The sequence below is a fragment of the Gordonia polyisoprenivorans NBRC 16320 = JCM 10675 genome, assembly GCF_000241325.1.
In the GTDB taxonomy this organism is placed as follows: Bacteria; Actinomycetota; Actinomycetes; order Mycobacteriales; family Mycobacteriaceae; genus Gordonia; species Gordonia polyisoprenivorans.
This window is the reverse complement of the sequence record NZ_BAEI01000085.1, coordinates 70,116-96,410: the sequence shown is the minus strand read 5'-3', so window position 1 is coordinate 96,410 and position 26,295 is coordinate 70,116. Positions and strand designations below refer to the sequence as shown.

Sequence of the window (26,295 nt, the reverse complement as noted above, 5' to 3'; positions counted from 1 at the left end):
TACGCTGGCGGGGTGGCTCATGACGGGGAGGTGATCATCGGACTGCTCGGTCCGGTGTCGGTGATCGCTGCGCCGCACCCGGATTCGGACTCCGACGCACCGCAGGCCACTCCGGTGCCCGGTCTTCGTGCCAAGCGCCTGCTGACGTCGCTGGCCTTGGCCGATGGACGGACCCGATCGGCCGAGCGACTCATCGACGACGTGTGGGGCGACGACGCGCCCCGGTCGCCGAGCTCGGCGTTGCACACCCAGATCTCCCGGTTGCGGCAGTTGCTCGGCGCCGCCCACCTGCAGGGGTCGGGCAGTGGATACCGGCTCGTCGGCTGCCGCACCGATCTCGACGTCGTCACCGAGATGATCGCCTCCACCGACGACGCGGAGTGCGCGGCGATCTGGTGGCGCGGGACCCCCGGCGATGATCTCGGTACCGACGAACCGGGCGGGCTGATCGACGAGCTGACCGCCCGCGCCCGGCAGGTCGCCGATCGCCTCGACCGTTCCCGCTACGCTGCGGCCATGGCAGCCGGCGACCATGTCACGGCACGCTCGATCGCCGAAAAACGGTGCCTCGCCGACCCTCTCGACGAGTCCGCGCATCTGGATCTGATGCAGGCATTGGCCGCTGCGGGGCGGGTCGCCGACGCCATCGCGGTCTACACCGGACTCCGTCGGCGGCTCTCGGCCGAACTCGGGGTGGACCCGGGCGCCCAGATCAGTGCGCTGCACACCCAATTGCTCAGCGGCACCGACACTTCGGTCGCGGAGCCGACAGAGGTGCCCCGGACCGTTCGTCGCGGTCGGGGCATCGGATTGCTCGCCGACACCACCGCGCTGATCGGTCGGGACGCCGACGTCGATGCGATTGTGTCGGCCATCGAGACCGGTCGGGTGGTGACCATCCAGGGTCCGGGTGGCGTGGGCAAGACCCGCGTGGCCAACCGCGTCGGTCATCGGCTCGTCGAGACCGGCGCCTCGGTCTTCTATGTCCCCCTGGCGCCGATCCGTGCCGACGACGACGTGGTCCCGGCGATCGCTGCGGCGCTCGGCGTCGGTGAGTCCGATCTGAGCGGTAACCGCCCGCGCATGAGCGTCGGTGACCTGCACGACCGGCTGCTCGACGCCGTGCGCGGTCGCGACGCGGTGCTCGTCCTCGACAACTGTGAACAGGTCATCGACCGGTGCGCCCAGATCGTCGCCGACCTACTCGCCGCCGACGACCACATCCGGGTCCTGGTCACCAGCCGCTCACCACTCCATGCTGCCCTCGGAGCGCATCCACCTGCTACCGACCCTCGACGCGCGAGAGGCCGGACCGGCAGTGCAACTGTTCGTCACCCGTGCCCGCGCGGTGAGGCCCGACGCGTTGTTGCCGCCGGGCCGAGTGGCGGCATTGTGTCGCCACCTCGACGGTCTGCCGCTGGCGATCGAACTGGCCGCCGCCCGAATCCGCACGATGACCGTCGAGGAGATCGCCGATCGCCTCGTCGAACGGTTCGCACTGTTGCGCGGTGCCGACCGCAGCGCGCCCGATCGGCACCGCACCCTCTATGCGGTCATCGACTGGAGCTGGGAACTGCTCGACGAGGACGCGCGAATCGCGTTGTGCCGGTTGTGCCGATTCCCCGGGGGATTCACCACCGACGCGGCCGCAACGGTGTTGGGCTACCGCGGATTCCGACTCGACGACACGCTCGCCGCACTGGTCAACCAGTCCTTGCTCGAGGTCACCGAGAGCGGTGGACGCGTGCGGTACCGAATGTTGGAGACGGTGCGCGAGTTCGGGGAGGACAAACTCGGCGCCATCCCGGAGGAGTCCGCGGAGGTCGACCACCGGATGTGGCGGTGGGCGCGTGAATTCTGCGTCGACGCGGCCGCACGCTACGACGCGGGGGTCGACGATGTTCTGCTGAGCACGGTGGCCGCCGACGCCGAGAATCTCGTCTGGGTGATGCGCAGATGCCTGGATCGTCTGGCCGACGGAGAACCGGGGCTGACGGCCGAGGGCCCGACCCAGACGCTGCTGACCGTGATCCGGATCTTCCCGGTGCTGTCCGGACTGTGGATGGCGCGGGGGTTGCATGCCGAGGTGTTGACCTGGGGGACAAGGATTCTCGCGGTGGTTCCGACCCCTCCGCGAGAGCTCGCCGACGATGTGCGGCGAGACTGGCAGGCGTCGTTGCTCGCCGCGCTCGCCCACCAGGTGATGCGGCGAGATCTGCGTGCACTCGCGAAGGGCCGCTATCACTTGCGCCTGCTCCATCGACCCGATCATGCCTATGACGAACCGACCGACCTGATCACCGCGTGTGCGCTCAGTCGTACTGCTTTCGAGGCGATGCGTCACATCGTCCGCGGCACACGGTCTGCCGAGTATCGGGTGGCCACTGTGGCATTGGGGGCGCGGATGAACATCCGCGAGAACATGGGCGATCTCGAGGGTGCCCTGCGCGACGGGGAGACACTGCGGCACCGAGCTGTCGACAGCGGCGACACCTGGATGTCGGCGATGGTCGAGGTCAGCGTCGGCAGCGTGCTGGGACAACAGATGCGGTGGTGGGAGGCGGTGGAGCATTATCGCAAGGGCATCGCCGACCTCATCCGGCTCGGCGCCTATGAGGACGAGATCCAGACCCGCACCTACCTGGTGGTCACGCTGATCGCGATCGGCGAACTGGATTCGGCGGCAATCGAACTCGACGTCGTCTCGGACGGGTGGACGCCGGATCAGCCCGACCCGCAGGGCAGCGCCGAACTCGGTGCGGCGTTGATGCTCGCACATGCCGAGTACCGATTCGCCACGGGTGAGCAGGAACTCGCCGGCGACCTCTATCGGCGGGCGGGGCGGCAGTTGATGCGTGAGCATCCCCTCGGTGCCCAGGATCCCGGTGTGCTGATGATGGTCAGCGTTGCCGTCGTCGGTCTGATGCGGGTCGGACTGACAGAGGTGGCGCGAGAGTACCTGTCGGTCCTGGGTGATGGTGTGACCGCGACGTTCTCGGCGTTGGGGTGGCACGATTCGCCGCAGGCCGGGTCGATGGCCTTGGCCGCGGGGTATGTGCTGTGCGCCGATCAGCGGACCCGCCGCGACGGTGCGCAACTGATGATGCTGTCCGAACGGCTACGGGCCCGACGCGACTATCCGGGTTTCGTCTACGTCTCCGAGCACATGCAGGAGCTGTCGGGGCTCACCGAGGAACAGTGGGACGGTGCGACCGCCGCGGTGGCCGAGATGTCTCGACGCCAGGCGGCCGCACGGTTGCAGGCCATCCTGGCGTCGAGGCGTGTCGATGATGCTCAGGCGTTGCGCATATAGGCGCGCACCGCGAGCGGTGCGAACACCGCGGTGATGACGGCCGCACCGATCAGCGACCATACAACGTGAATCCCGATGTGTCCGTTGGCGGTCAGTTCCCGGACCGCGGTGACGAGATGGCTGATCGGATTGACGTTGACGAAGCCCTGCAACCAGCCGGGCATGGTGCTGACCGGGACGAAGGCATTGGACATGAAGGTCAGCGGGAACAGGATCAGCATCGAGATGCCCTGCACGGCTGAGGCTTTGCTCATCAAGCAGCCCATGAGTGCGAAGATCCAGGAGATCGCGAAGCTGCACACGATGACCAGCAGGGCGGCACCGATGGCGCCGAGGGCGTCGGGGCGCCAGCCCATGATGATGCCCATCACGATGGTCAGTGTGGTGGCGATCAGGTAGCGGATCATGTCGGCGAGCAGTGCGCCGGCGAGCGGACTGATCCGCGCGATGGGTAGGGCCCGGAATCGGTCGAAGACACCCTTGTCCATGTCCTCACGCAGCTGCGTGCCGGTGACGATGGAGGTGGTGATCACCGTCTGCACCATGATGCCGGGGATGATCACCGGCAGATACGAGTGGATGTTGCCGCTGATCGCGCCACCGAAGATGTAGGTGAACATCAGCGTGAAGATGATCGGCTGAAGCGTCACGTCGAACAGCTGCTCGGGGTTGTGCCGGATCTTGAGCACGCCGCGATAGGCCATGGTGAACGACTGGCGGATGGTCTCGCCAAGGCTCACAGAGGTTTTCACCTTGTCACGCACTTCGCGCGTGGTGATGGCCGACGGGGTGGACGTCCGGTTGAGTGTGGTGGTCATGACTGGGTCTCCTCGGTGGAGTCGTCGGTGGAGGTGTCGGCATCGGTCTCCGCGGGCTTGCCGGTGAGCGTCATGAACACCTCGTCGAGGCTGGGCTTCTGGACGTTGATCTCGTCGACGGTGATGTTCTGTTCACGCATGGCGATGAGGATGTCGGGGACGAGGTCGGGGCGGTGCAACGACGCCGAGACCCGGCCGGCCTCGGCCGACAGTGCGGCGGGTTCGCCGAGCATCTGCTCGACGATCTCCGCGACGCGCGGGGCGTCGGCACGGTCCGCGGGCCGCAGCTGCAGGGTGGCCGCGCCGATCGAGTTCTTGAGCCCGTCGGCGGTGTCGTCGGCGATGACCCGTCCGTGATCGATGACGGCGATGCGATCGGCGAGTTGGTCGGCCTCGTCGAGGTACTGCGTGGTCAACAGCACCGTCGACCCACCGCGGACGAGATTGCGGATGGTGTCCCACATCTGGGCGCGGGTACGGGGATCGAGGCCGGTGGTCGGCTCGTCGAGGAACAGCAGCGGCGGGGTGTCGATGAGACTGGCAGCGAGATCCAGGCGGCGACGCATGCCCCCGGAGAAGTTCTTCAGCGGCCGGTCGGCGGCGTCGGTGAGGGAGAACTCGTCGAGGAGTTCCTCGGCGCGTGACTTCGCGGCCTTGCGGGAGAAACCGAGGAGCCGGGCGAAGACGACGAGGTTCTGGGTGGCGGTGAGGTCTTCGTCGACCGAGGCGTACTGCCCGGTGACACCGACGAGCGAGCGGACCGCGACGGCGTCGGAGACGACGTCGTATCCGAAGACCGTCGCCGACCCCGCATCGGGTTTCAGGAGGGTGGCCAGCATGCTGACCGTGGTGGTCTTGCCGGCGCCGTTGGGGCCGAGGACGCCGTAGACCGAACCGGTGGGGACGGCCAGGTCCACGCCGTCGACGGCGCGGTTGTTACCGAATGTCTTGACCAGGCCGTGGGCGTCGATGGCGAGGTCGGTGGTCCGAGCCGCGCCACCCGGAGCCGGGCTGGTATGCAGTGCTTTGGTCATGGACACCACTGTGCCCGGTGTGGCTGTCGTCGCGCTTACGTCGGCTTACGCGTGGTGTCGGCGACTGACAGTGCGACTATCTCTGCAGGTCAGGCGGCTGAGGACACCGAGGTTGCCGGAAGGTCGGTGGCGTAGCGGACGACCGCACCGACCGGGCCGAGGCGGCGTTCGACCGTCACGATGGCGCCGGCGAGTTGCTCGGGGTCGTCGACATCGGCGACGAGTGCCACGGTGTGGCCGTTGTTGCCGAGCATGTAGGGCACGACGTCGGAGTAGGTGCTGCTGACGACGGCGAGCGGCATCCCCGCGTCGAACAGCGTGTCGGCGTAGGCGTGGACGGCCCGATCGTCGGTGAGGACGATCATCGGCACCTCGGGTGCGGGCTTGTGCATTCTCATCGGTCTCTCCGTTCGCGAGTTGTGGTGAACGCGATAGAACCACTGTGAACCCGCAGGTTGTCGGCGGTCTGCGACCAACCTGTGGATCGTCTGTGACCCATCGCACTGGTTGTGGACAGCTTCGCGGCGAATGCCCGAAATGCGCCTAGCCTCCTCGGCCATGGGAAAACGCAAACGCCATCGCAGAGCTCCTCACACCCCGTCGCACGCGCGGCGCGCCAACCGGTCGTCGTCGCGATCGCTCCAGGCGCGGTGGTCACCCGAACGGATGGTCGTATTCCGCGATGAGCTTTCCGACGCCTATGACCGGACCCTGCGTGACTGCGCTGCGGTGACCGAAGACTTGGAGCCACGTCTGCGAGCATTGAACGCCCGATACCACGAGCTGGCCGGCCTGGGTTGCGAGACCGGTGACGAGGACTACGACTGGCTGCTCGGTGAAGTGCGAGCTCAGTTGTCGATGTATCGCATGGCGGACGAGGTGGCGAATCGCTGCGTCGATGCGAGCGAGGCACTTTCGGGCCTTGCGCCGATCTGGTTACCGACGTCGGCGCTGACGGTGGCGTCGGCGGTGACCGATATCGCCGGTCAGAACACCTTCGGATTGGCCGGTCTGCTTCCGAAAGGGCTGATGGTGTTCGCGAAACCCTTCGTCAAGGCCGGCGAGATCTATGAATGCGACTGTCCGCAGACACCGGACGTCGATGTCGACGCGGTGCTGTGGTGGACGGCCGAACCCGAGGACGACGGGATGGTCGACGACGGTGTCGACGAAGGGGAGGTCGACGAGGTCCTGGAGGTGGTGGCGTTGGCTCGTCGGAGTGGCGCACATTCGCCGCGGCTTGAGAATTGGGCGTCGTCGACCCTGATCGAGGTGACCGGTGTGCGCGTGCCGATCGGAAGCACTTTCGACGTACCCGATGGGGCGCGACCGTTGATCGAGATGTTGTGTCGAGTCGGAAAGGCGTTGCAGAACAACACCGTCGGTCTCGTCGAGATCAACGGGGGACGGATGGTGCAGGTGACTGCGAAGGCCGCATGACGGGCCCGGGACGCATGCGTCATCCGGTCGAATGACAGATTCGTCGGAATTGTCGGACCCTCTATGTTGAGTGAGTCGGGAGGCGGTACCGACCGGTTACCGCACCAAGTCAAAGGAGATCGACGTGACCACTCCCCAGGATCCGAATGCCCAGAATGCCGGGCCCCAGTACGGAGCACCCCAGTACGGAGCACCCCAGTACGGGTCGCCCGAATACGGTGCACCCCAGTACGGCCAGACCGGTTATGGGGTTCCGCCGCAACCGATTCCGGCGCCTCCCAAGAAGAAGCGCAAGTGGCCGTGGATTCTCGGCGCCATCGTGGTGCTGATCATCATCATCGCTGTGGCGACGAGTGGCGGCTCCGATGATTCGTCTCCGAGCGGGTCGCAGAACGGATCCGCGCAGAATGCGCCCGCGAACGGCGGTGGGGAGCAGGCGGCCGGGCTCAACACCCCGGTGCGGGACGGCAAATTCGAGTTCGTCGTGACCGGTGTCGAGAAGGGGCTCGCCAGCGTCGGCGACAACCCGTATCTCACCGAGCAGGCGCAAGGGCAGTTCGTGGTCGTCACGATGACCGTCAAGAACATCTCCGACAAGGCCTACGGATTCAGCCCGTCGGATCAGAAGCTCCTCGACGCGCAAGGGCGCGAATTCGAGCCGAGCACGAGTGCGCAGATTGCTCTGGGCGGCTCCGATATCCCGGTGTGGGACAACATCAATCCCGGCAACACCGTGATCGCCAAGGTGGTCTTCGACATGCCCAAGGACGCGGTGCCCACCGCCATCGAGTTGCACGATTCGATGTTCTCCGGTGGCGCGAAGGTCACCCTGGGCTGACCCGAGGAAGCCGCGACGTACCGGTGTCCGCACCGCCCGCAATGGGTGTGCGGACACCGGAGGGTGTCGGCACGAGGGAAGGTTCCCCGCGAATGTGAACCGTGCGACGCCTGCCCCGTGCCGACGCAAGCATCTCGAGGACGAGTTCGCGCAGGCGAAAGCGACTGATGGTCAGGAGATCTCGCCGTGGGGCCCGGGTTGGGCGCCGACGGTGTACTCCCGTCTCGTGCAGGCCTACCGCACTCTCCTGACCGAATGGCCGCACCATCTCGCACACATCGAGAAGCGCCTCGAACACTATGATCGGGTGCTCGACGCGATGAAGGCCAACGGCCGGCAGGACACCGACGCGTTTCGCGAACTCGACGCCCGATCGTTTGAACACGCCGACATGTATGTGACCGTGTATCGCAGCATGCTCACCACCGAGGCCGTCAGCGAGGCGGTGGCCGGGTTCGGCCCGGTCTGGGTGCCCGATACCGTGATGACGGAACTGGGTGTGCCCGGAATCGATATGCGCGACACCCGAATCCTCGCTTCACTCGGGCCGAGTGGGTTGTTGCTGTTCGAGCGGCCGCCGGCGCGCATGCATGAGGACCTCGGGCCGGGTACCCCGGTCATGCCCGAGGTGACTGTCGACGGATTGCTCTGGCATCCCAAGGCGATCGGTGCGTGGGCCGCGCATGCCGACGACATGGCGCCGATGGTGGTCCTGCGCCCGCTCACCCGGAGTACTGCGCTGCAACCACTGCGGGGTATGGGATGGAAATCGTCGATCCTCACCGAGACGACAGTGATCGATGTTCTGCTCCAGCAGCATCATTCGGTCGCCGCAAACCTGTCACCGGTCGTCGAACTCGCCGTCATACTCGCGCATGCCATGCACGACGGTGCGGTGCGAACGGACGTCGGCGCACCTGGGGCGGCCCTGACCATGGTGCGTGCTACGTGAGCGGCAATCCGGGTGGTGTGGCCCTCAGCGCCCCAGACCCAGCGCAGCGGTAGCGATCGAGGCCAACTCCCGCTCGCCCAACGCATTCGGATGGACCGGAACGATTTGCTGGGTGGTCAGGATCGGTTCGATCCAGCGGGTCCCGACCGGCTTGCAACTGTCGTGGCCGACCGACGGGGTGGTGGCGTCGACGAAGGTCACACCGGTCTCGGTGGCCGAGCGTCGAATCGCGTCGTTGAGCGTTGCCTGGATGTCGTAGGTGTAGGCGACATCGCCTGCGGCGACCGGGAACGCGGGACAGGGCTCGTAGGTCGCCGGCATGATCCACGGATAGCTGATCACCGCGATGCGAGCGTGCGGTGCCTTGCTGCGTATCGCTCTCATGGCATTCACCAGCTTCGGAAAGGTTTGTGTCCGAATCTCATTCGCGATGGTGTCGCCGTAGGTGTCCTTACACGGTGAGCCGCGGCCCAGGGTGGTCGCGGCGGCTGCGAGGCACTTGCCCACGGTCCCGGCGAAGACCATTCCGTCGTTGCCGCCGATCATGAAGGTGACCAGGTCGGTGCCGGGGCCGAGGGCGTCGAGTTGTGGATGAAGGCCCGGGTATTGCACCCCGAAGAAATCGTCGGTGGTCGCGCCGCCGCAACTGACGTCGGTGAGGTGATAGCCGAACCGCTGCGCGATGAGGTGGGAGTAGTTGTCGGCCGATTGTGCGCATTGCTCGAGGGTGCCCGGTGCCGTCGGCACGACACCGGAACCGGCCGAATAACTGTCGCCGAGATTCACGTAGGTCAGCGCAGAGGTGGTCGGCGCAGAGGTCGGTCCAGGGGTGGCGAGGGCAGGTCCGGCGCCCATCAACGCGGCCGCGACGACGGCGGATGCGATGAGGCCCCCGACCCTGCGTGCGCGTGCATGCAGGTTCACGCCGAATGTTGTAACACGTTCTCGTTCGCCACGTGGCCCGATCAGCGCACCCGGAGACGACGATCGCGGCCGTCCGGTGAGGACGGCCGCGATCGCAGATCTCGGGATGAACCGGTCAGCTGTGGTAGGGCTCGGCCTTGACCAGCGTCACCTTCACCGTCGCTCCGCTGGGGACGGTGTATTCGCGGGTTTCGCCGACCTTGGTGTCGATCAGCGCAGCGCCCAGTGGTGAGCTGGGGGAGTAGGTCTCCAGCTTCCCGCCCTGAGCGCCTTCCTCGCGGGTGGCGATCAGGAAGGTTTCGGTGTCGTTCTCGTCACCGTCGTAGTAGACGGTCACGACCGATCCGGGCAGCGCAACACCCGACTGGGTGGGTGCCTCGCCGACCTTGGCGTTGTTCAGGAGTTCCTGCAGCTGGCGGATACGCGCTTCCTGCTGGCCCTGCTCTTCGCGGGCAGCGTGGTAGCCGCCGTTCTCCTTGAGGTCACCCTCTTCACGACGCTCGTTGATCTCCGCAGCAATGACCGGACGGTTGGCGATCAGGGAATCCAGCTCGCCCTTGAGGCGGTCGTAGGACTCCTGGGTCAGCCAGGTCACCTGGGTGTCGGTCATCGGTCACTCCTTTGTGTTGTCCGCGCCCTGTCGCGATGTCTTCACGATGGGCATGTGGACTGCTCTAAATGCAGCAACACGACCCCTTGCGGAGCCGTGTATCCGCCTAGGGTACCAGCGAATGAGATCGAACGCACATCACGACGGGGTCGCGCGTGCCTCCGCGAGAGCTGCCACATAAGAGGGCTCGGCCTTTTTCAGCCACGCGCACACCAGATATGTGATGGGCATGATGATGATTTCGACCAACGTCTTCCACAAGAATCCGACGATCGTGTAGTTCCAGAAGTCACCCCAGGTCGAGATGCCCAGCGCCGAGGCGGCGACCGAACAGAACACGAGGGTGTCGGCGAATTCGCCGACGACGGTCGAGCCGAGCAGCCGCGCCCACAGTCGTCGCTCTCCGGCTCGTTCCTTCATCTTCACCAGGACAAAGGAATTGAGGAATTCGCCGGCGAGATATCCGAGTAGTCCGGCCAACAAGAACTGTGGTACCACCCCGGCGACGGCTTTGAACGATTCCTGATTGGAATAGAACGGGGCCGCCGGAAGGTGAATGGTCAGCCAGAAGCACGCGGAGGCGATGAGCAGGACGACGAATCCGGCGAGAATCACCCGACGCATGGTTTTGAAGCCGTACACCTCGCTGATGACGTCGCCGAGCACATAGGCGAGGGGGAACAGATAGAAAGCGCCGTCGGTGACCAAGCCGTTGAGGTGAAAGGGGCCGAGATCGAGATGCAACCACTGGTCGAACAGCAGCACACCTTTGGTGCCGGTGATGTTGCTGATGAGCATGACCCCGACGAACAGCGCGGTCAGCATCGGTAGATGGTGGCTCGTCACGGTCGCGAAGACCGCGCGGTTGGTACGCGTGTCGGTCGCGGTCATCCGGCCGATCCTGCCGACGGCGGAGCGGTGAGATAGGCGGGCACGCTGGTCGAGCAGCCGAACACCTCACCGATCACCGGTGGCTCGGAGGTCTTCACCTCGACCCGGTGTCCTTCTTGCACTTGTCCGGGGCCGATCAGGACCTCGCGGCGTCCGGTCTCCGACCCGTCCTTGGAGCGGGCGCGGATGACACAGGCGACCGGCTGTGACGGGTCGGCCCGGTTCACGGTGAACTGCACCGCCACGGTCGACGAGTTGAGGATGTCGTATCCGGTGGCCTGACCGGAGACGTCCGGATCGGCGAATTTGTGGTAGCCGATGACCGCGAGGATGACGCCGACGACCACGACGAGCACCGACAGTGCGATGAACCACAGTCGACGGCTCGACGCCGATTGTGCGACGGGATAGGTCGCCCGCGGGCCGCTCTGCGGGCGATCCTGCAGGTCGGAGCCCGGTGGCGTGCCCCCGTCTGAACTGTTCACGGGTCAATACCTACCATGAGAGAAGTACCGACCCGAAGGCGAGGAACCGTGCGCGAGACCCACACCGCCGAATCCCACCCGTCGACATCGTCGACCCAGGGTGCCGGCGCGTCGACGCCGACCGGGGTTGTCACGACGTCGTCGGGTGGTGGATTCCGATTGATGGCGGTGCATGCCCACCCCGACGACGAATCCAGCAAGGGCGCGGCGACGTCGGCGAAATACGCCGCGGAGGGCAACGACGTTCTGATCGTGACGCTGACCGGTGGTGAGCGCGGTGACATCCTCAACCCGGCGATGGATCGCCCGGGCGTCAAGGAGCGGATGAGCGAGGTTCGCAAGGAAGAGATGGCCAAGGCCGCCGCGGCGCTCGGTGTGCAGCAGCGGTGGCTCGGCTTCGTCGACTCCGGGCTACCCGAGGGCGATCCGCCGCCGCCATTGCCGGAGGGGTCGTTCGCCACCCTGCCGCTCGAGGTGCCCACCGAAGCGCTCGTGAAGCTCGTCCGCGAGTTCCGGCCGCACGTGATGATCACCTACGACGAGCGCGGCGGATACCCCCATCCCGACCACATCATGTGCCACAAGGTGTCGGTCGCCGCGTTCGAGTCCGCCGGTGACCCCGACGCCTACCCCGGGACCGGTGAACCGTGGACCGTCTCGAAGCTGTACTACACCCACGGCTTCATCCGGGACCGGATGATCCTGTTTTCCGACGAGTTCGAACGCCACGGACAGGAGAGCCCGTTCAAGGAATGGCTGAGCAAGTGGGATTCCAGCCGCGGCGACCTGATGGCGCGGGTGACCACCCAGGTCGAGTGCGGCAAGTACTTTCCCCAGCGTGACGACGCGTTGCGCGCGCACGCCACCCAGATCGACCCGAACGGGATGTTCTTCGCCGTCCCGCTCGAGTGGCAGCAGCGTCTGTGGCCGACCGAGGAGTTCGAGCTGGCGCAGACCCGGGTGACCACCTCGATTCCCGAGAGCGATCTGTTCGCCGGGGTCGAGGCGAACAGCGAGGTATCCCGATGACTTCTGTTTCGATCGCCGCCGGGGTGCACAGCGTGCTCCTGGCCGCCGACCAGCAGCCCCAGGGGCCCGAGTTCGGCAAGGCCTCACCGCTGGGTCTGCTGATCATCATCCTGCTGCTGATCTGCACGGCCCTGCTCATCTGGTCGATGAACCGGCAACTGCGCAAGCTGCCCAAGACCTTCGACACCGAGCACCCCGAAGCCGATCAGGCCTTCGACGAGGGCACCGATTCGGCTGGCCCCACGACGCCGCAGTCGCTGGGCGACGTGAACGCCATCGGTGACGCGGGTACGGCGAGGAAGCCGGCCGACACCTGACCCGGCAGGTGGATCGTCGGACACCCGAGCACCGGATGCGAGGACACCGATGACCAGTGAGTCCAGCGCAGCGCGCAATGAGCTCGGCGCGGCGACCAGCCCCTATCTCCGTCAGCACGCCGACAACCCCGTGCATTGGCGGGAATGGGGTGACGGCGCGCTCGCCGAGGCTGCCCGTCGTGATGTCCCGGTCCTGTTGTCGGTCGGGTACGCCGCATGCCACTGGTGTCATGTGATGGCGCACGAATCGTTCGAGGACGAGGCGACCGCCGCACAGATGAACGCCGAGTTCGTGTGTATCAAGGTCGACCGTGAAGAGCGGCCCGACATCGACGCGATCTACATGAACGCCACCGTCGCGATGACCGGGCAGGGTGGTTGGCCGATGACCTGCTTTCTCACGCCCGGCGGGGAGCCGTTCTATTGCGGCACGTACTTTCCGGACTCGCCGCGCAACGGCATGCCATCGTTTCGGCAACTCCTCACCGCCATCACCGAGGCGTGGACGCAGCGGCGCGACGAGGTCTCCGATGTCGGGCGCAAGGTCCGAGATCATCTGCACGCCAATGCCGCGGCGTTACCGGCCGGGGCGCTCGAGGTCGACGACCGGCTCCTCGCGCACGCGGTGAACACGGTCCTCGGTGACGAGGACCGGGAGTCCGGCGGATTCGGCGGAGCGCCGAAGTTCCCGCCGTCGGCGTTGCTCGAAGCGTTGCTGCGGCACACCGAATACACCGGAACGCCCGAGGCGCTCGACGCGGCCCGCCGCACGTGTGATGCCATGGCGCGCGGCGGTATTCACGACCAGCTCGCCGGCGGGTTCGCCCGCTACGCGGTCGACAACGACTGGGTTGTGCCGCATTTCGAGAAGATGCTCTACGACAACGCGCAGTTGTTGCGGGTGTACGCGCATCTGGCCCGGATCACCGGCGATCCCCTGGCCACCCGCGTCACCGGTGAGATCGTGGAGTTCCTACGACGGGACTTGCGGGTGCCCGGGGGCTTCGCGTCCGCACTCGATGCCGACGCCGCCGGCGTCGAAGGATCGACCTACGTGTGGACGCCGATACAGCTGACCGAGGTGCTCGGCGATGCCGACGGCCAGTGGGCTGCAGAACTTTTCGGTGTGACCGCGTCGGGCACCTTCGAGCACGGTACGTCGACGTTGCAGTTCCGGCTCGACCCCGACGGATTCGACACCCCTGCCGTCCGAGAGCGATTCGACGACGTGCGCCGGCGTTTGCTGGCCGCGCGTGCCGAGCGGCCACAACCGGCCCGCGACGACAAGGTGGTCACCGGCTGGAACGCGATCGCCGTCACCGCCCTGGCGGAGGCCGGCGCGGGGCTCGGTCATCCGGAATGGACCGACCTCGCACGCGAGGTTGCCGCGACGCTGCTCGCCGAGCACGTCCGAGACGGTCGACTGCGCCGGGCCTCACTCGGTGGCATCGTCGGCGATCCTGTTGCCGCACTTGATGATCACGCAGCGTTGGTCACCGCGCTGCTGACCCTGCACCAGGTGACCGGTGAGATCTCCCATCGTGATCAGGCGCTGGAACTCCTGGACACCACGATCGAGATCTTCGCCGATGCCGACGAGCCGGGAAGCTGGTACGACGCCGCGGGTACGGACCTGATCGCACGACCCCGCGACCCGATCGACGGGGCCACTCCCGCGGGTGCCTCACTGCTGGCCGAGGCCCTGCTCGCCGCGTCGGCTCTGGCCGACACCGCTCCCGCCGCGCGCTACGCGGAGCTCCTCGACGCCACTCTCGGCCGGGGTGCGGTGCTGTTGGCGAAACTTCCGCGCTCGGCCGGCCAGTGGCTTGCGGTGACACAGGCACGCGTCGCCGGGCCACTGCAGATCGCCGTGTCCGAGACAGCGAGCAGCGCCGGGGCACTCGCCGGCCTCGCGCGGACGGTCGCGCCTGGCGGATCGATCATCGTTGCCGGTCAACGAGATTCGCTGCCGTTACTGGAAGACCGCGGGCCCGTCGGGGATGTCGATGCCGCCTATGTGTGCAGAGGTACGGTGTGTGATCTCCCGGTCACCGACGGGCAGGCGCTGCGGGCTGCGCTGGGGTGACCCGGCCATTCAGCTCCGAGGCTGCGTGGTGAGGTCGACGTGCGTTCCGACGGTGGAATCGAGCGCGGCCATGCAGAGGTCGCGGTTCTCCTGGGGTGAGATCTTGTTGTCCAGCAGGGACGCGATGGTGCTGGCTCGAACGAAGGCAATCCACCCGGCGAATCCCACCTCGGCCAGATCGCGTGCGTGGCCGTCGCTTCCGGCCGCGTCGAGCATCGTGTTCCAGAGTGACTCCATGTCGCGATCGATGGGACCGCGTACCGCCGGATCGGCCGATACCGAACTGCGATTGGCGATGAGTACCAAAGCCAGATTGTCGGCGTAGAAGGTCAAGTACGTATCGAGTGCCGTGGCGATGCGGTCGCGCACCGTGTCGGCGGGTGCGGTGGCTGTGTTCTCGCGCAGTCTGCTGTGGGCGCGTTGCCATACGGCACCGAAAAAATGGGCCTTGGTCGGGAAGTAGTGATACAACAATCGGCGCGTGACGCCCGCCGCGGTGGCGATGTCGTCCATCGAAAGGTCTTCGAACCGACCGGAGGATCCGAAGAGTTCCTCGCCGGTATCGAGGAGCGCCTCTCGGCGCTGCTCCGGAGACATCCGACGTCGGCTGGACATTGCTCCATCCTAAGTCTTGCGGACAGCAGGTCCGGCGATCTATCGTCTAGCTATTACACATACGTGAAATAGAGGTCGCCATGCTCACGGTTTTCCGGATCTGGCTCGTGGTCTTCGGTCTTGTCGTACTCGGTATCGCGTTGGCGCACTTGCTGTTCGGGCAAACAACCTATATCGGTGGTGGGACCGTCAATGCCACGATGGACTCCGATCTGCGGTTCTTCAACGTTCTCTTCGCGGCGTACGGCATCGGATTTCTCTGGGCGGCAGGAGATCTGGTCGGCCGAGCACGCGTCGTCGATCTGCTCGGACTTCTGTTCTTCCTCGGTGGCCTCGCCCGGCTACTGGCTTGGGCGACCAGTGGCGCGCCGAGCTGGTTCTACATGCTCATGACGCCGATCGAGCTGGTCATCCCGATTGTGAATCACCTGCTCTTGCGTGCGGTCACGCCGACGCCGACCACTCCGATGACGTGAGTGCGAGGACGCCGTCGTCGTAACCGAGAACCGCTGCCACACCACGGATGTCGGGATCAAGGGGATTGGTTCCGAATCCGGCGGCCGAACGTTGCGAGGGGGTGATCACGCGCGCCGCGCACAGGACCGTCGCGACCTGTGGGGTGACGGTATCGGGATCGTCGAGCATCGGCGCGATGACGATGACCTCGTCGAATCCGGCGGCCAGGTGGGCGTTGGTGGGTGAGAACGATCCGCCGTCGATGTATTCGGCGCCGCCGATGGTGACGGTCGGCCAGATCCCCGGGACGGCGCAACTCGCGGTCACCGCATCGGTCAGGTCGTCGCCCGCGACGGATCGCGCTCCGTCGGGCACCGCGCGCTCCTCAGCGGTGAAGACCGTCAGCTCGCCATCCTCGCGCAGTGCGGTGATCTGCAGGTTCTCCGGCCAGATCTCGGAGGTGTAGCGACCGCGGACCGCGGCCCGACGGCGGCCCGGCTCCGTGCCGGCGTGAGTGTGTGACAGTTCGACGAATCGCCGGGCCCGCTCGGCGCGCGGTGCGCCGGACGACGCCACCTCGAAGAATGCCTCGAGCGCCGAGGCGACGTCGCCCTCGGGTGTCAGTTCGTCATTGCGTCGAGACGCGCGCACCATGATGTCGAATTGGTCGGCAGCCGAGCCTGATTGAAGAATGGCGGTACCGACGGCCGATCCCGCGGACGTGCCGATCACTGCTGCGGCGTCTCCGAGGCGCAGCGCACCGGCCTCCTCCAATGCCGCGAGTACACCGGTCATCCAGCCGATACCGACCAGACCGCCACCGCCGAGCACGATTGCTGTCGCCATCACCGGTCTCCTCTCAGATCCCTCCGGACTTGTCAGATCGAGGTGGGTTTCGCCCATTCGCCCACGGGCCCACGCAATTCGGACAATCGGCGATCGCCGCCCGCCTCGGCGAGCAGGGCCGAACCCGCGGGCCGCAGGTCGATGTCGGCGCCTTGGCTGATGGGCCATCGCAGGAATCGGCAGATGAACGACCGCGAGAAATGCCCATGCGACACGACCACCACATCGCTTGCACCGAGCTGACTTTCGACGCGATCGACGGCGGCGTCGACTCGTCTGGTCATGTCCGCGACCGATTCGCCACCGGGTGCGCCGTGGGTCCAGATCGCCCACGTCGGATCGTGATCCGCCTGGATCTGCACCCGGGTCAATCCCTCGTAGTCGCCGTAATCCCACTCCGCGAACAACTCGTTGGTCTCATCGACGGTGAGGCCGGCGAGTTCGGCGGTCCGCTGGGCGCGGCGTCGGGGAGAGGCGAACACGAACGGCTGGTGCAGACCGATGCGCTCGGTGATGCCCTTCAGTGCAGCGGCATCCTGCTCGCCTTTTGCGGTCAGGTCGATGTCGGTGCGACCGGTGTGCTGATCGGACAGCGACCATTCGGTCTGTCCATGGCGGATGAGCAGAACACGGCGGCGGGTGCGATTGGTGGACACCCAATTCAGCGTAGTCGCCGGGTCTCGCGGTGAGGGCACATCCGGGCCGGTGGAGGGTCTCGACGATGGTTGATTTGCCGTGACACGTCCCGACACCGGCGGGCCGTCAAGGAGGAATCGGTACCGGGGTATTGCTTCCTATACTGGGCCGATGCCCCGTCCCCTGGTCATCGGTGAGGCCGATCTCCTCGACAACCTGTTGCGCGCATTCGCCGATCTCGGTTTCGAGGGGGCGAGCGTACGCGCTCTGTGCCGGCACCTCGGTATCAGCCACAACCTCATTCACAGTCGATACCAGTCGAAGGAGGCGGCCTGGTACGCGGCCGTCGATCACGGTTTCGCGCAGCTCTTCACGGACTTGACCATCGAATCCGACGAATCCGATGACGACCCGCTGGAACTGCTGCGGATCGGAATGCGCAAGTACGCCTTGGCAACTCTGGACCATCCCGCGCTGGCGCGGATCATCCAACAGGAATCGGCACGTCCGGGCCCGAGATTCGACTACATGCTCGAGCGATACATCACCCCGACCCGGGAGCTCACCGCGGCGCTGCTCGAGGACCTGCAGAGCGCGAAAGTCGTTCGTGCCGGCGCGGTCGAGGCGGTCTATTTCTTCCTGACCACGTGGGGGATCGGCGGCCTGGCGAGTGCCACCGCGGAGATCCGGGGCCGCGAGTCGCTGCGCAGCAGAGACGTGGCGTTGCTGGCGGTCGACGTGGTGATCGACGGGCTGCGCCAGCCTTAGATTGACAAGTGTCAATTAATGGTGAGAGTGTGTTGGGCGTCACTCTCATGAATGGATCTTTCCGTGATCACAGTTGCCGACGAGCACATGCACCCTCCCACCGACCAGCGGTCGTGGCAGGAGAGTTTCTACTTCAACTGGTCCGACGTCGACGGTCGGTCGTTCGGGCTGACGCGCATCGGTCTGAACCCGGCCGACGGGAAAGCTGACGCGCTGCTCATCCTGATCCGCGACGGACAACTCGAATACGTCTATCCCGGTGTCGGTATCGCCGTCACCGCCGAGGAGCGGTCGGTACCGGTCGAACGCGGTCTGGCCGTGGGTAGGCTCACCTACACCATGCGTGAGCCGTTCCAACGGTGGCGTATCGAGTTGACGGGTCGCACCGAGGTCGCGCTGACGTGGACCGCGGTGGGTCCGCCGCACGACTTCACCGCCCTGCGCGACGCCACCGACGGAGCCCATCACTTCGAGCAGGTCGGCACCGTCGAGGGCACCATCAGGATCGGCGGACAGACGCGCCGCGTCGAGGCCCTGGGTCATCGAGACAAGTCGTGGGGTGTGCGCGACTGGGCGTCGATCACCGGATGGGAATGGCTGACAGCACAATTCGGTCCCGACTTTGCCTTCAACGCGACCCTGGCATTGCTCGCGGGTAGCGATGACCCCGCCGGGTTCGTGTTCCGTGACGGTGAGAACAGAGCGGTGACCGCAATCGACGTCGACTACACCTTTGGGCGGGTGCCGCAGGTGCCGGAGTCCGCGCGCATCTTCCTTCGTGACGAATGCGGCACCACGTATGCGATCACCGCCACGGCGATCGCACAGGTGCCACTGGTGAAGAAGGGGCTGTTCCTCCAGGAGACGTACGCCCGATTCGAGACGGTCGTCGACGGAGTCCACCGCCACGGGCACGGTGTTCTCGAACACGCTTGGCATGCCGACCGCCGACAGATCGCGCGCCGGGTTCCCGACCTGATGCCCATGGTCGGTGCTGCGCTGAAAGGGCGACTGCGATGATCCTGCGACTCGAACCCGCTCTCGCGGCAGACATCGCCGAGATCGGGGGCAAGGCACTCGGATTGGTGCGGCTGCTGCGAGCCGGACTGACCGTGCCCGAGGCCTGGGTGATCCCGGCCGAGGTATCGCTGAACGACGATCTGCAGCAGCGGTGTGCTCACGAACTGGAACGCTGGTGGACCCAGGTGCATGCGGAGTATCCCGACGCGCGTTGGGCCGTGCGGTCCTCAGCTGTCGCCGAGGACCTCGACGGCGCGTCCTTCGCGGGCGTGTACGAGACCGTTCTGGGCGTCGACGGACTGGCCGAACTCGAAGCGGCGGTTGCGCAGTGCTGGCGTGCACATGGTGCCGCCCGCGCCGCGGTGTATCGCGAGGGCCGCGACATCGATGGCGCCGGAGGCATTGCGATCGTGCTGCAACGGATGCTCGAACCGCGATGCTCGGGGGTGATGCTGACGGCCAATCCGCACCGACCCTTCGCTCACGACATCGTCATCGACGCATCCTGGGGTCTGGGCGAGTCGATCGTGTCGGGAAAGGTGGATCCCGACCACGTGGTGCTCGACCGAGTCACCGGATCGGTGCGAGAGCAACGCGTCGCCCACAAGAAGATCGAAACCGTGTATGACGGAGCACTTCTCGACCGGCCGGTGCCACCGGAACGCGCGGAGGTGGCATGTCTCGACGACACGGACCTCGCGGCACTGCACGCCACCGCTCGTCAGGTGGGGAGCACCATCGGGCCCGCCCGGGACATCGAATGGGCGATCTGTGACGGATCGGTGTACGTCCTGCAGGATCGTCCCATCACCTCGCTGCCGAGCGCCGACCCGGACAACGTGTGGTCGAGACGATGGGGCGACGAGTACAAATCCGAATACTCGCTGCCCATGTCGTCGGCGGTGATGGGCGCGTGGATGGACATCCCGATGTTCGTCGAACTCCCGCGGCTGCAGAGACGCGGTGATCTGGCGGTCCGTGAGCCGTTCAAGTTCTTCAACGGGTACATGTACATGGACGGAACCTACGCGGCCAGTATGGCGCGTGCCCTGCCGAAAGGCAGACGCGACACCATCTTCGGTGCATGGTTCACCCCACTGTGGATGTCGCGGATCGAGCAGGAACCGTGGAATCCGCGACTGACATGGGAGATGGCGCGGTCGCTGCGCCGTGACCCCAACCGCGGCGGGCAGCGCGCCAATCTGGAGGCGATGCGGGCCCATTGCCGCCGGATCGAGGACCGTATCGCACCCAAATTGGGGCAGGACTATGCAGCACTCGGTGACGAGGAGTGGCGACGACAGTTCGATGAGCTGGAAACCTTTGGGCTCGAACACTTCCGGATCATCCGGTGGGGTATGGGCCTGCACAACACCTTGCTGCATCAGGTTCTCGCCGATCTGCTCCGGCAGTGGTGCGACGACGACGGCGAGCTCTACCGCAGCGTGATCGGCGGACTGCCGGGAACCCGCACGGCGGAGATCAACTCCGAGATCTGCGACCTGGCTCGTGCGGTGCGCGCCGATGAACCGTTCGCGGCCCGATTCCGCGAGTGCGAGAACTGGGATCGATTGCGAGCGGCCGAACCGGACGCGACCGTGTGGACCGAGCTGGATGCCTTCCTCGCGCGGCACGGACACCGCGCCGCGAGCCGCGACATCGCTGCTGCCCGGTGGAGCGAAGAACCCGACGTCGTACTCGGCCTTGTCCGCGCGCAGGTTCGCGGCGGCGCCCGCAGCGCAGGCACCGGCGAGACCATGGCCGCGGCAACCCGCGTCAAGGCCACCGACGCGGCACTGGGACGCGCTGCGCGAGGCCCGCTCGGCCGCATTCGACGGGCTGTTCTGCAGATCGTCATCAAGCGGACGCAGGAGTTCACCGTCTACCGCGAGAACCAGCGGTATCACCTCGACTACCTCATCGCCCACGCCCGCGCGCTGGTCGCCGAGAAGGCACGGAGACTGGTCGACGCGGGGATACTCGAGGCCCTCGACGACGTCTACTATCTGACCGCGCCGGAGTTCTGGTCCTGCGTGAGCCCGTGGCCGGACCTGCGGACACCGGTGAATCGCGACGAGATATGCAAGCGACGTCAGAACCACCTGACCTTTCGCAATCGCATGCCCGCCACCTACCTCTTCGACGACATCGAGACCGAAGGCGAGATCGCCGACGGCGATCGGGCTGCCGGCACGGACGACGGTGACATCACGGGCATCGGCGCATCCCGGGGCCAGGCACGAGGACACACCCGGTGCGTGGACGACATCTCGGGGCTGGAGGCGGTGCAACCCGGCGACATCCTGGTGGCCAAGAACATCGATCCCGCCTGGACCTCGGTGTTCCCACTGTTGGGCGGACTCATCACCGAGACCGGAGGGGTACTGAGCCACGGAGCGATCCTGGCGCGCGAATACGGCATCCCCACGGTCACCGGCGTGGCCGATGCGGTGTCGCTTCTCGGTGACGGAACTCTCGTCGACGTCGATGGCGGTGCAGGCGCCGTCCGGATTGCACACGCCGAAGTTCTCGACGCCCTTCACTGACACCGGCAAAACAATCTCCGCTCGAGGTGTCGAGGTGCGCGTTCCATTTCGTCATAGGGGTGATCGCGCCGCTCGGATGCGATCATGGATCCGGCGAACGTCGTCGGATCGCACCCGATGAGAGGAATCGACATGCAGTATCTTCTGGCGATCACCACCGACGAGAGCGTTCCGCGACCCGCACCCGGCGAGCCCGGTTTCGACGAGATGCGGCAGGCGTTCGCGACCTACGGGAGGGCGCTGGCCGCAGCCGGGGTGCTATGCGACGGGGGAAGTCTGCAGCCCAGCGCGTCGGCGACGACGCTGCGTCTGACCCTGGGGGAGAAGCCCACGGTGACCGACGGTCCGTACACCGAGTCCAAGGAACAACTCGCCGGGTACTACCGGATCGAGGTCGACGACCTCGACGCGGCGCTGGAATGGGCCGGCAGGATTCCGGTCCCGTTCGGCGTTGTCGAGATCCGCCCGATCCTGCTGGTCCCGGGCCCCGACGGAACCCCCACCCCGGTCGGCGACGCGGCTACGACGGGATAGCCGCTGTCGTGACCGACGATCCGGTCGGGGTCGCGGTGACCCGCGTGGCGCGTGAGGAGAGCGGGCGCCTGCTCGCTCTCCTCGCCGCCCGGTACGACGACGTCGACCTCGCCGACGACTGCGTCCAGGAGGCGTTGCTCAAGGCGATCGGGGCGTGGCGCCGCACCGGAATCCCCGACAACCCGACCGCATGGATCCACACCGTGGCCCGCAACGCGATGGTCGACGCGCTGCGCAGGCGCGCCGCCGATCGGCGACGGCTGGCGTCGGCGGCGCGAGATCTCGTGGCCGCGGATGAGATCGGCCCCTCGAGCCCGGAGCCGATCGTCGACGAGAGCGCCGTTCCCGACGAGCGGCTTCGCCTCATGTTCCTGTGTTGCCATCCCGCACTGGACCTCTCGGCGCAGACGGCGTTGACGCTTCGGCTGGTCGGTGGATTGACCACGGCCGAGATCGCCGCAGCCTTCGGTGTCACCGAAGCGACTCTGGCGCAACGTATCGTGCGGGCCAAACGCAAGATCCGCCAGGCCCGCATACCGCTGCGGGTACCCACCGATCTCGACGATCGGGTCGCCGCGCTCCTCGGGGTTCTCTATCTGATCTTCAACGAGGGCTATCTCGCCTCCGCGGTCGATGCCCCGGCATTGGTCCGCGTCGACCTCGCCGCGGAGGCGATACGGCTGACCGAGACGTTGGCGATGCTGCTGCCCGACGACGGAGAAGTTGCCGGGCTGCTCGCACTCGAGCTGTTCCAGCATTCCAGGGCGGCAGCACGCACCGACGACGGCGGTCGTCTCGTCACTCTGGATTGCCAGGACCGGACCCGTTGGGACACCGGGATGATCGGTCGGGCGCAACACCATCTCCGGGAGGCGGTGGCGCGCCCGGGTGTGGGGCCCTACCGCTTGCAGGCGCTGATCGCCGGCATCCATGCACGAGCCGCCGGCAGCGCCGACACCGACTGGGGTGTCATCGTCGAGATCTACCGGATACTCGAACGGTTGACCCCCGGCCGGTTCGTCGCGTTGAACAGTGCGATCGCTCTCGCGATGCACGAGGGACCGGAGGCCGGACTGGCCGCCCTCGATCGTATCGACGGGCTCGACACCCACCATCTGTGGCATGCGGCCCGCGCCGAACAGTTCGACAAGCTCGATCGGCGAGAGGAGTCCGTCGAATCCTTCTCTCGAGCACTGGAATTCGTACGCAACCCGGCAGAGCGACGGCACCTGGAGCGGCGACTGGAGCAGGTGCGGGGGATCGAGTGGTGATCAACCGCATAGTGCGAGGGCGAATCGTTCGATCATCCAGTCGATCTCGTCGTGGGTGATCACCAGCGGCGGCGCGAACCGGATCGTCGAGGAGTGGGTGTCCTTGGCGAGCACACCCCACTGCGCGAGCCGTAGGCAGATCTCCTTGCCGGTTCCGAGCTGCGGGTCGATGTCGAGGCCCGCCCATAAACCCTTGCCACGCACCGCGAGGACGCCGTGGCCCACGAACTCGCGCAGCCGTGCATGCAGGTGCTCACCGAGGTCCGCGGCGCGCGCCTGCCAGGTCCCGTCGGCGAGCATGCGCACCACGGTGTGACCGACCGCTGCCGCCAACGGGTTTCCGCCGAATGTCGACCCGTGCTCACCGGGATGCAGGACCCCGAGCACGTCGGCGTCGGCGACGACCGCCGACACCGGGAGTACGCCGCCACCGAGCGCTTTGCCCAGGGTGTAGACGTCGGGGACGACGTCCCAGTGTTGACATGCGAAGGTCTTTCCGGTGCGGCCGAGCCCGGATTGGATCTCGTCGGCGATCATCAGGACGTCATGATCGGTGCACAACCGGCGCACGGCGGGCAGGTAGCCCTCGGGCGGCACGATGATGCCGGCCTCGCCCTGGATCGGCTCGACGAGCACGGCGACGGTGTGGTCGGTGATCGCCGCGGCCATCGCGTCCACATCGCCGAACGGGACCCGCACGAAACCCGGTGTGTACGGACCGAATCCGTCGCGTGCGGAGTCGTCGTCGCTGAAGCTGATGATGCTAATGGTTCGCCCGTGGAAGTTGCCGCCGGCGACGATGATCTCGGCGGCACCCGCAGGAACCCCCTTGACGTCGTAGCCCCACTTGCGGGCCACCTTCAGTGCGGACTCCACCGCCTCGGCGCCGGTGTTCATCGGCAGCACGAGGTCCTTCTCGCACAGGGCCGCCAGCGCTGCGCAGAACGGTTCGAGTTGATCGGACCCGAAGGCGCGGCTGGTCAAGGTCAGACGATGGAGTTGTTCGGTTGCCGCCGCGACGATCTCCGGATTGCGGTGACCGAAGTTCACTGCCGAGTAAGCGCCGAGACAATCGAGATACCGGTATCCGTCGACGTCGGTGATCCACGCGCCCTCCGCGGTGGCCGCGACCACCGGCAGCGGTGAATAGTTGTGGGCCACATGAGGTTCGGGCGACGATTCGAGATGTCGGGGTGCCCCGATGGTGTTCGGTCCGGTCATGAGTGCCTCCGATGCGGACTGCCCGGCGTCGGCGGCCGGGCGCAATTCCAGTGTGCAGCATTTGATGCCGCCACCACCCTTGAGGAGTTCGGACAGATCGAGGGTGATCGGTTCGAATCCGGCACGACGGATCTGCGACTCCAGATGTGGTGCGGCGTCGGTCATCACGACATGACGGCCGTCGGAGACCAGGTTCAGTCCGAGGACCTGTGCGTCGGCATCGGTGGCGATGATGGCGTCGGGATGGAGTTCGGCGAGCAGGCGGCGAGAGGCCGCCGAGAAGGCCGGCGGGTAGTAGGCGATGGTGCGCTCGTCGAGCACCCCCAGGGCGGTGTCGAGGTGGTAGAAGCGCGGGTCGACGAGGTCGAGGGTGATCACCGGCAGACCGGTCAGTGCGGCGATCTCGGCATGGGTGTCGGGGTGGGTGCGGAAGCCGGTGCCTGCGAGGATGCGGTCGCCGACGACGAGGAAGTCGCCCTCGCCCTCCTGCACCCCGGTGGTCTGGTGGACCTGACGGATTCCCGCGGTGCGGAACCACCGTGCGTAATGCCCGGCCTCGGCCGCCCGTTCCGGGAAGGTGAAGCGGGCCGCGATCGCTGTGCCGTCGACGACCAGGCCGCCGTTGGCGGCATAGACCATGTCCGGCAGACCCGGCTGCGCATCGACCGTGTGGACGGTGTGGCCGAGGGCTTCGTAGGTGCGGCGCAGGCATTCCCATTGCGCCATCGCGCGGTCGGAATCAACACCGACCGACGGATTCATCCATGGATTGATCGCATAGGTGACGGTGAAATGCGTCGGCGGGGTCATCGCATAGGAGCGTGTGCGCGCCACCCTCGCCGGGAATCCGGTGGTGGCTGGGCGCACAGAGACATCGGGGGTCGTCAGCGTCATGAATCGAGCGTAAGCTCGCGCATCGTTGCAATCAATCGACGAAAATTGCGCACATGATGAAGATTTCGTGCGTCGGTGTCGAGGAAGGATCGATACGTTGCGTGGACTCGACGAACTGGACGAGAAGGTGCTGGCGTGTCTCACCCGGGATGCGCGCGCGACCTATGCGCAGATCGGTGATGAGGTCGGGCTCTCGGCGCCGGCGGTCAAGCGGCGAGTCGACCGCCTCGTCGACGACGGCGTGATCAAGGGATTCACCACGGTGGTCGACCCGGCGGCGATGCAGTGGACCACCGAGGCCTATGTGCAGATCTTCTGCCGCGGCAACATCTCGCCGGAGATCCTCAAGGAGTCGTGGGAACCCATTCAGGAGGTCGTCAGTGCGGCCACCATCACCGGGCAGGCCGACGCGATCCTGCGGATCATGGCCCGCGACGTGCATCACCTCGAGCAGGCGCTCGAACGAATCCGGCAGGCCGGTGGCGTCGATCGCACCGAATCGATCATCGTGCTCAGTCATCTCATCGATCGCGGCCATCCCTGACCGAGGTGTCCGGTATCAACCGATGGTCACATTTGGGGTGTACCCATCGTGCCCGACCGGCGGTGTAGGTTGATTCCGACGGTGACAAATGTTGTGCCACTGGGAAGTTCGTCCGATTTGTCGCGGAGGTCGGTGCGCGGAATCGGTAACGGGGGCGGCGTATTCGCCGATAGTCGTCATGAGTTGTGGCAGAGACGAAGTGCTGTC

At 66.3% G+C, this 26,295-nt stretch carries 24 protein-coding genes and 1 pseudogene; 14 read left to right on the top strand and 11 right to left on the bottom strand.

Annotated features, from left to right (window positions below):
- Positions 1-12: 12 nt before the first annotated feature.
- Positions 13-3,313: pseudogene (locus GOPIP_RS29970) on the top strand (AfsR/SARP family transcriptional regulator).
- Here the strand turns inward: GOPIP_RS29970 and GOPIP_RS23405 are convergent.
- The 3 genes from GOPIP_RS23405 to GOPIP_RS23395 form a co-directional block, all read right to left on the bottom strand.
- A complete protein-coding gene (locus GOPIP_RS23405) occupies positions 3,295-4,131 on the bottom strand; it encodes an ABC transporter permease (RefSeq protein ID WP_006372312.1) in 837 nt (278 codons plus the stop codon). The pseudogene GOPIP_RS29970 and the gene GOPIP_RS23405 overlap by 19 nt on opposite strands.
- Positions 4,128-5,165 carry an ATP-binding cassette domain-containing protein gene (locus GOPIP_RS23400; RefSeq protein ID WP_006372311.1) on the bottom strand — a complete coding sequence of 346 codons (1,038 nt, stop codon included), beginning with the start codon at positions 5,163-5,165 and terminating at the stop codon, positions 4,128-4,130. The genes GOPIP_RS23405 and GOPIP_RS23400 overlap by 4 nt, the downstream gene beginning before the upstream one ends.
- An 89-nt stretch (positions 5,166-5,254) precedes the next feature.
- Positions 5,255-5,557, bottom strand: a complete 303-nt coding sequence (locus GOPIP_RS23395) for a hypothetical protein (protein WP_006372310.1) — start codon at positions 5,555-5,557, stop codon at positions 5,255-5,257.
- Between the two features lie 274 nt (positions 5,558-5,831).
- On the opposite strand from GOPIP_RS23395, the gene GOPIP_RS23390 reads away from it, so the two are divergent.
- The 3 genes from GOPIP_RS23390 to GOPIP_RS23380 all read left to right on the top strand — a co-directional run bounded on the left by GOPIP_RS23390 (position 5,832) and on the right by GOPIP_RS23380 (position 8,395).
- A complete protein-coding gene (locus tag GOPIP_RS23390) occupies positions 5,832-6,605 on the top strand; it encodes a hypothetical protein (protein WP_006372309.1) in 774 nt (257 codons plus the stop codon).
- 124 nt (positions 6,606-6,729) lie between these two features.
- Complete coding sequence (locus GOPIP_RS23385; RefSeq protein ID WP_006372308.1) at positions 6,730-7,443, top strand: DUF4352 domain-containing protein; 714 nt, start codon at positions 6,730-6,732, stop codon at positions 7,441-7,443.
- A gap of 94 nt (positions 7,444-7,537) precedes the next feature.
- Positions 7,538-8,395, top strand: coding sequence for a hypothetical protein (locus tag GOPIP_RS23380; RefSeq protein WP_006372307.1), 858 nt, complete (start codon positions 7,538-7,540; stop codon positions 8,393-8,395).
- A gap of 24 nt (positions 8,396-8,419) precedes the next feature.
- Here the strand turns inward: GOPIP_RS23380 and GOPIP_RS23375 are convergent, their stop codons facing one another.
- The 4 genes from GOPIP_RS23375 to GOPIP_RS23360 form a co-directional block, all read right to left on the bottom strand.
- Positions 8,420-9,319 (bottom strand): SGNH/GDSL hydrolase family protein, encoded by a 900-nt coding sequence (locus tag GOPIP_RS23375; RefSeq protein ID WP_006372306.1) that lies wholly within the window; start codon positions 9,317-9,319, stop codon positions 8,420-8,422.
- Positions 9,320-9,434: 115 nt separating this feature from the next.
- On the bottom strand, positions 9,435-9,929 hold the full coding sequence (gene greA, locus GOPIP_RS23370; RefSeq protein ID WP_006372305.1) for a transcription elongation factor GreA: 495 nt from the start codon (positions 9,927-9,929) through the stop codon (positions 9,435-9,437).
- 138 nt (positions 9,930-10,067) lie between these two features.
- On the bottom strand, positions 10,068-10,820 hold the full coding sequence (locus tag GOPIP_RS23365; protein ID WP_006372304.1) for a queuosine precursor transporter: 753 nt from the start codon (positions 10,818-10,820) through the stop codon (positions 10,068-10,070).
- A complete protein-coding gene (locus tag GOPIP_RS23360; RefSeq protein ID WP_006372303.1) occupies positions 10,817-11,305 on the bottom strand; it encodes a DUF4307 domain-containing protein in 489 nt (162 codons plus the stop codon). Before GOPIP_RS23360 ends, GOPIP_RS23365 begins: the two co-directional genes overlap by 4 nt.
- Before the next feature lie 162 nt (positions 11,306-11,467).
- On the opposite strand from GOPIP_RS23360, the gene mca reads away from it, so the two are divergent.
- From mca to GOPIP_RS23345, 3 genes are read left to right on the top strand one after another with little or no spacing between them, the layout of a single operon-like run.
- Positions 11,468-12,334, top strand: a complete 867-nt coding sequence (gene mca, locus GOPIP_RS23355; RefSeq protein WP_006372302.1) for a mycothiol conjugate amidase Mca — start codon at positions 11,468-11,470, stop codon at positions 12,332-12,334.
- Complete coding sequence (locus GOPIP_RS23350; protein WP_006372301.1) at positions 12,331-12,651, top strand: hypothetical protein; 321 nt, start codon at positions 12,331-12,333, stop codon at positions 12,649-12,651. Before mca ends, GOPIP_RS23350 begins: the two co-directional genes overlap by 4 nt.
- 49 nt (positions 12,652-12,700) lie before the next feature.
- Positions 12,701-14,737, top strand: a complete 2,037-nt coding sequence (locus GOPIP_RS23345) for a thioredoxin domain-containing protein (protein ID WP_006372300.1) — start codon at positions 12,701-12,703, stop codon at positions 14,735-14,737.
- A 9-nt stretch (positions 14,738-14,746) separates the two neighbouring features.
- Here the strand turns inward: GOPIP_RS23345 and GOPIP_RS23340 are convergent, their stop codons facing one another.
- Positions 14,747-15,352: a TetR/AcrR family transcriptional regulator gene (locus GOPIP_RS23340; protein WP_006372299.1), complete on the bottom strand. Its 606-nt coding sequence runs from the start codon at positions 15,350-15,352 to the stop codon at positions 14,747-14,749.
- Positions 15,353-15,432: 80 nt separating this feature from the next.
- Between GOPIP_RS23340 and GOPIP_RS23335 the strand changes: the two genes are divergently transcribed.
- Complete coding sequence (locus GOPIP_RS23335; protein ID WP_006372298.1) at positions 15,433-15,828, top strand: DUF4345 domain-containing protein; 396 nt, start codon at positions 15,433-15,435, stop codon at positions 15,826-15,828.
- On the opposite strand, the gene GOPIP_RS23330 is transcribed toward GOPIP_RS23335, so the two are convergent.
- Both GOPIP_RS23330 and GOPIP_RS23325 read right to left on the bottom strand, forming a co-directional pair.
- Positions 15,797-16,654, bottom strand: a complete 858-nt coding sequence (locus GOPIP_RS23330) for a patatin-like phospholipase family protein (RefSeq protein ID WP_006372297.1) — start codon at positions 16,652-16,654, stop codon at positions 15,797-15,799. The two genes, GOPIP_RS23335 and GOPIP_RS23330, sit on opposite strands and share 32 nt — an antisense overlap.
- A 32-nt stretch (positions 16,655-16,686) precedes the next feature.
- On the bottom strand, positions 16,687-17,310 hold the full coding sequence (locus tag GOPIP_RS23325; RefSeq protein WP_006372296.1) for a histidine phosphatase family protein: 624 nt from the start codon (positions 17,308-17,310) through the stop codon (positions 16,687-16,689).
- A 151-nt stretch (positions 17,311-17,461) separates the two neighbouring features.
- Here GOPIP_RS23325 and GOPIP_RS23320 point away from each other — a divergent pair, with 151 nt between their 5' ends.
- The 5 genes from GOPIP_RS23320 to GOPIP_RS23300 all read left to right on the top strand — a co-directional run bounded on the left by GOPIP_RS23320 (position 17,462) and on the right by GOPIP_RS23300 (position 23,429).
- Positions 17,462-18,058, top strand: coding sequence for a TetR/AcrR family transcriptional regulator (locus GOPIP_RS23320; protein WP_006372295.1), 597 nt, complete (start codon positions 17,462-17,464; stop codon positions 18,056-18,058).
- 63 nt (positions 18,059-18,121) lie between these two features.
- The gene (locus GOPIP_RS23315) at positions 18,122-19,078 is read left to right on the top strand and encodes a DUF7064 domain-containing protein (RefSeq protein WP_006372294.1); all 957 of its coding nucleotides are present in this window, start codon (positions 18,122-18,124) and stop codon (positions 19,076-19,078) included.
- Positions 19,075-21,624, top strand: a complete 2,550-nt coding sequence (locus GOPIP_RS23310) for a PEP/pyruvate-binding domain-containing protein (RefSeq protein ID WP_006372293.1) — start codon at positions 19,075-19,077, stop codon at positions 21,622-21,624. The genes GOPIP_RS23315 and GOPIP_RS23310 overlap by 4 nt, the downstream gene beginning before the upstream one ends.
- 132 nt (positions 21,625-21,756) lie before the next feature.
- Positions 21,757-22,158: a YciI family protein gene (locus GOPIP_RS23305; protein ID WP_244421207.1), complete on the top strand. Its 402-nt coding sequence runs from the start codon at positions 21,757-21,759 to the stop codon at positions 22,156-22,158.
- Between the two features lie 8 nt (positions 22,159-22,166).
- Positions 22,167-23,429 (top strand): RNA polymerase sigma factor, encoded by a 1,263-nt coding sequence (locus tag GOPIP_RS23300; RefSeq protein WP_006372291.1) that lies wholly within the window; start codon positions 22,167-22,169, stop codon positions 23,427-23,429.
- On the opposite strand, the gene rocD is transcribed toward GOPIP_RS23300, so the two are convergent.
- On the bottom strand, positions 23,430-25,544 hold the full coding sequence (rocD, locus tag GOPIP_RS29760) for an ornithine--oxo-acid transaminase (RefSeq protein ID WP_081482557.1): 2,115 nt from the start codon (positions 25,542-25,544) through the stop codon (positions 23,430-23,432). It lies immediately after the preceding gene.
- A gap of 97 nt (positions 25,545-25,641) precedes the next feature.
- Between rocD and GOPIP_RS23290 the strand changes: the two genes are divergently transcribed.
- Complete coding sequence (locus tag GOPIP_RS23290; protein WP_006372289.1) at positions 25,642-26,088, top strand: Lrp/AsnC family transcriptional regulator; 447 nt, start codon at positions 25,642-25,644, stop codon at positions 26,086-26,088.
- The last annotated feature ends 207 nt before the right edge of the window (positions 26,089-26,295 follow it).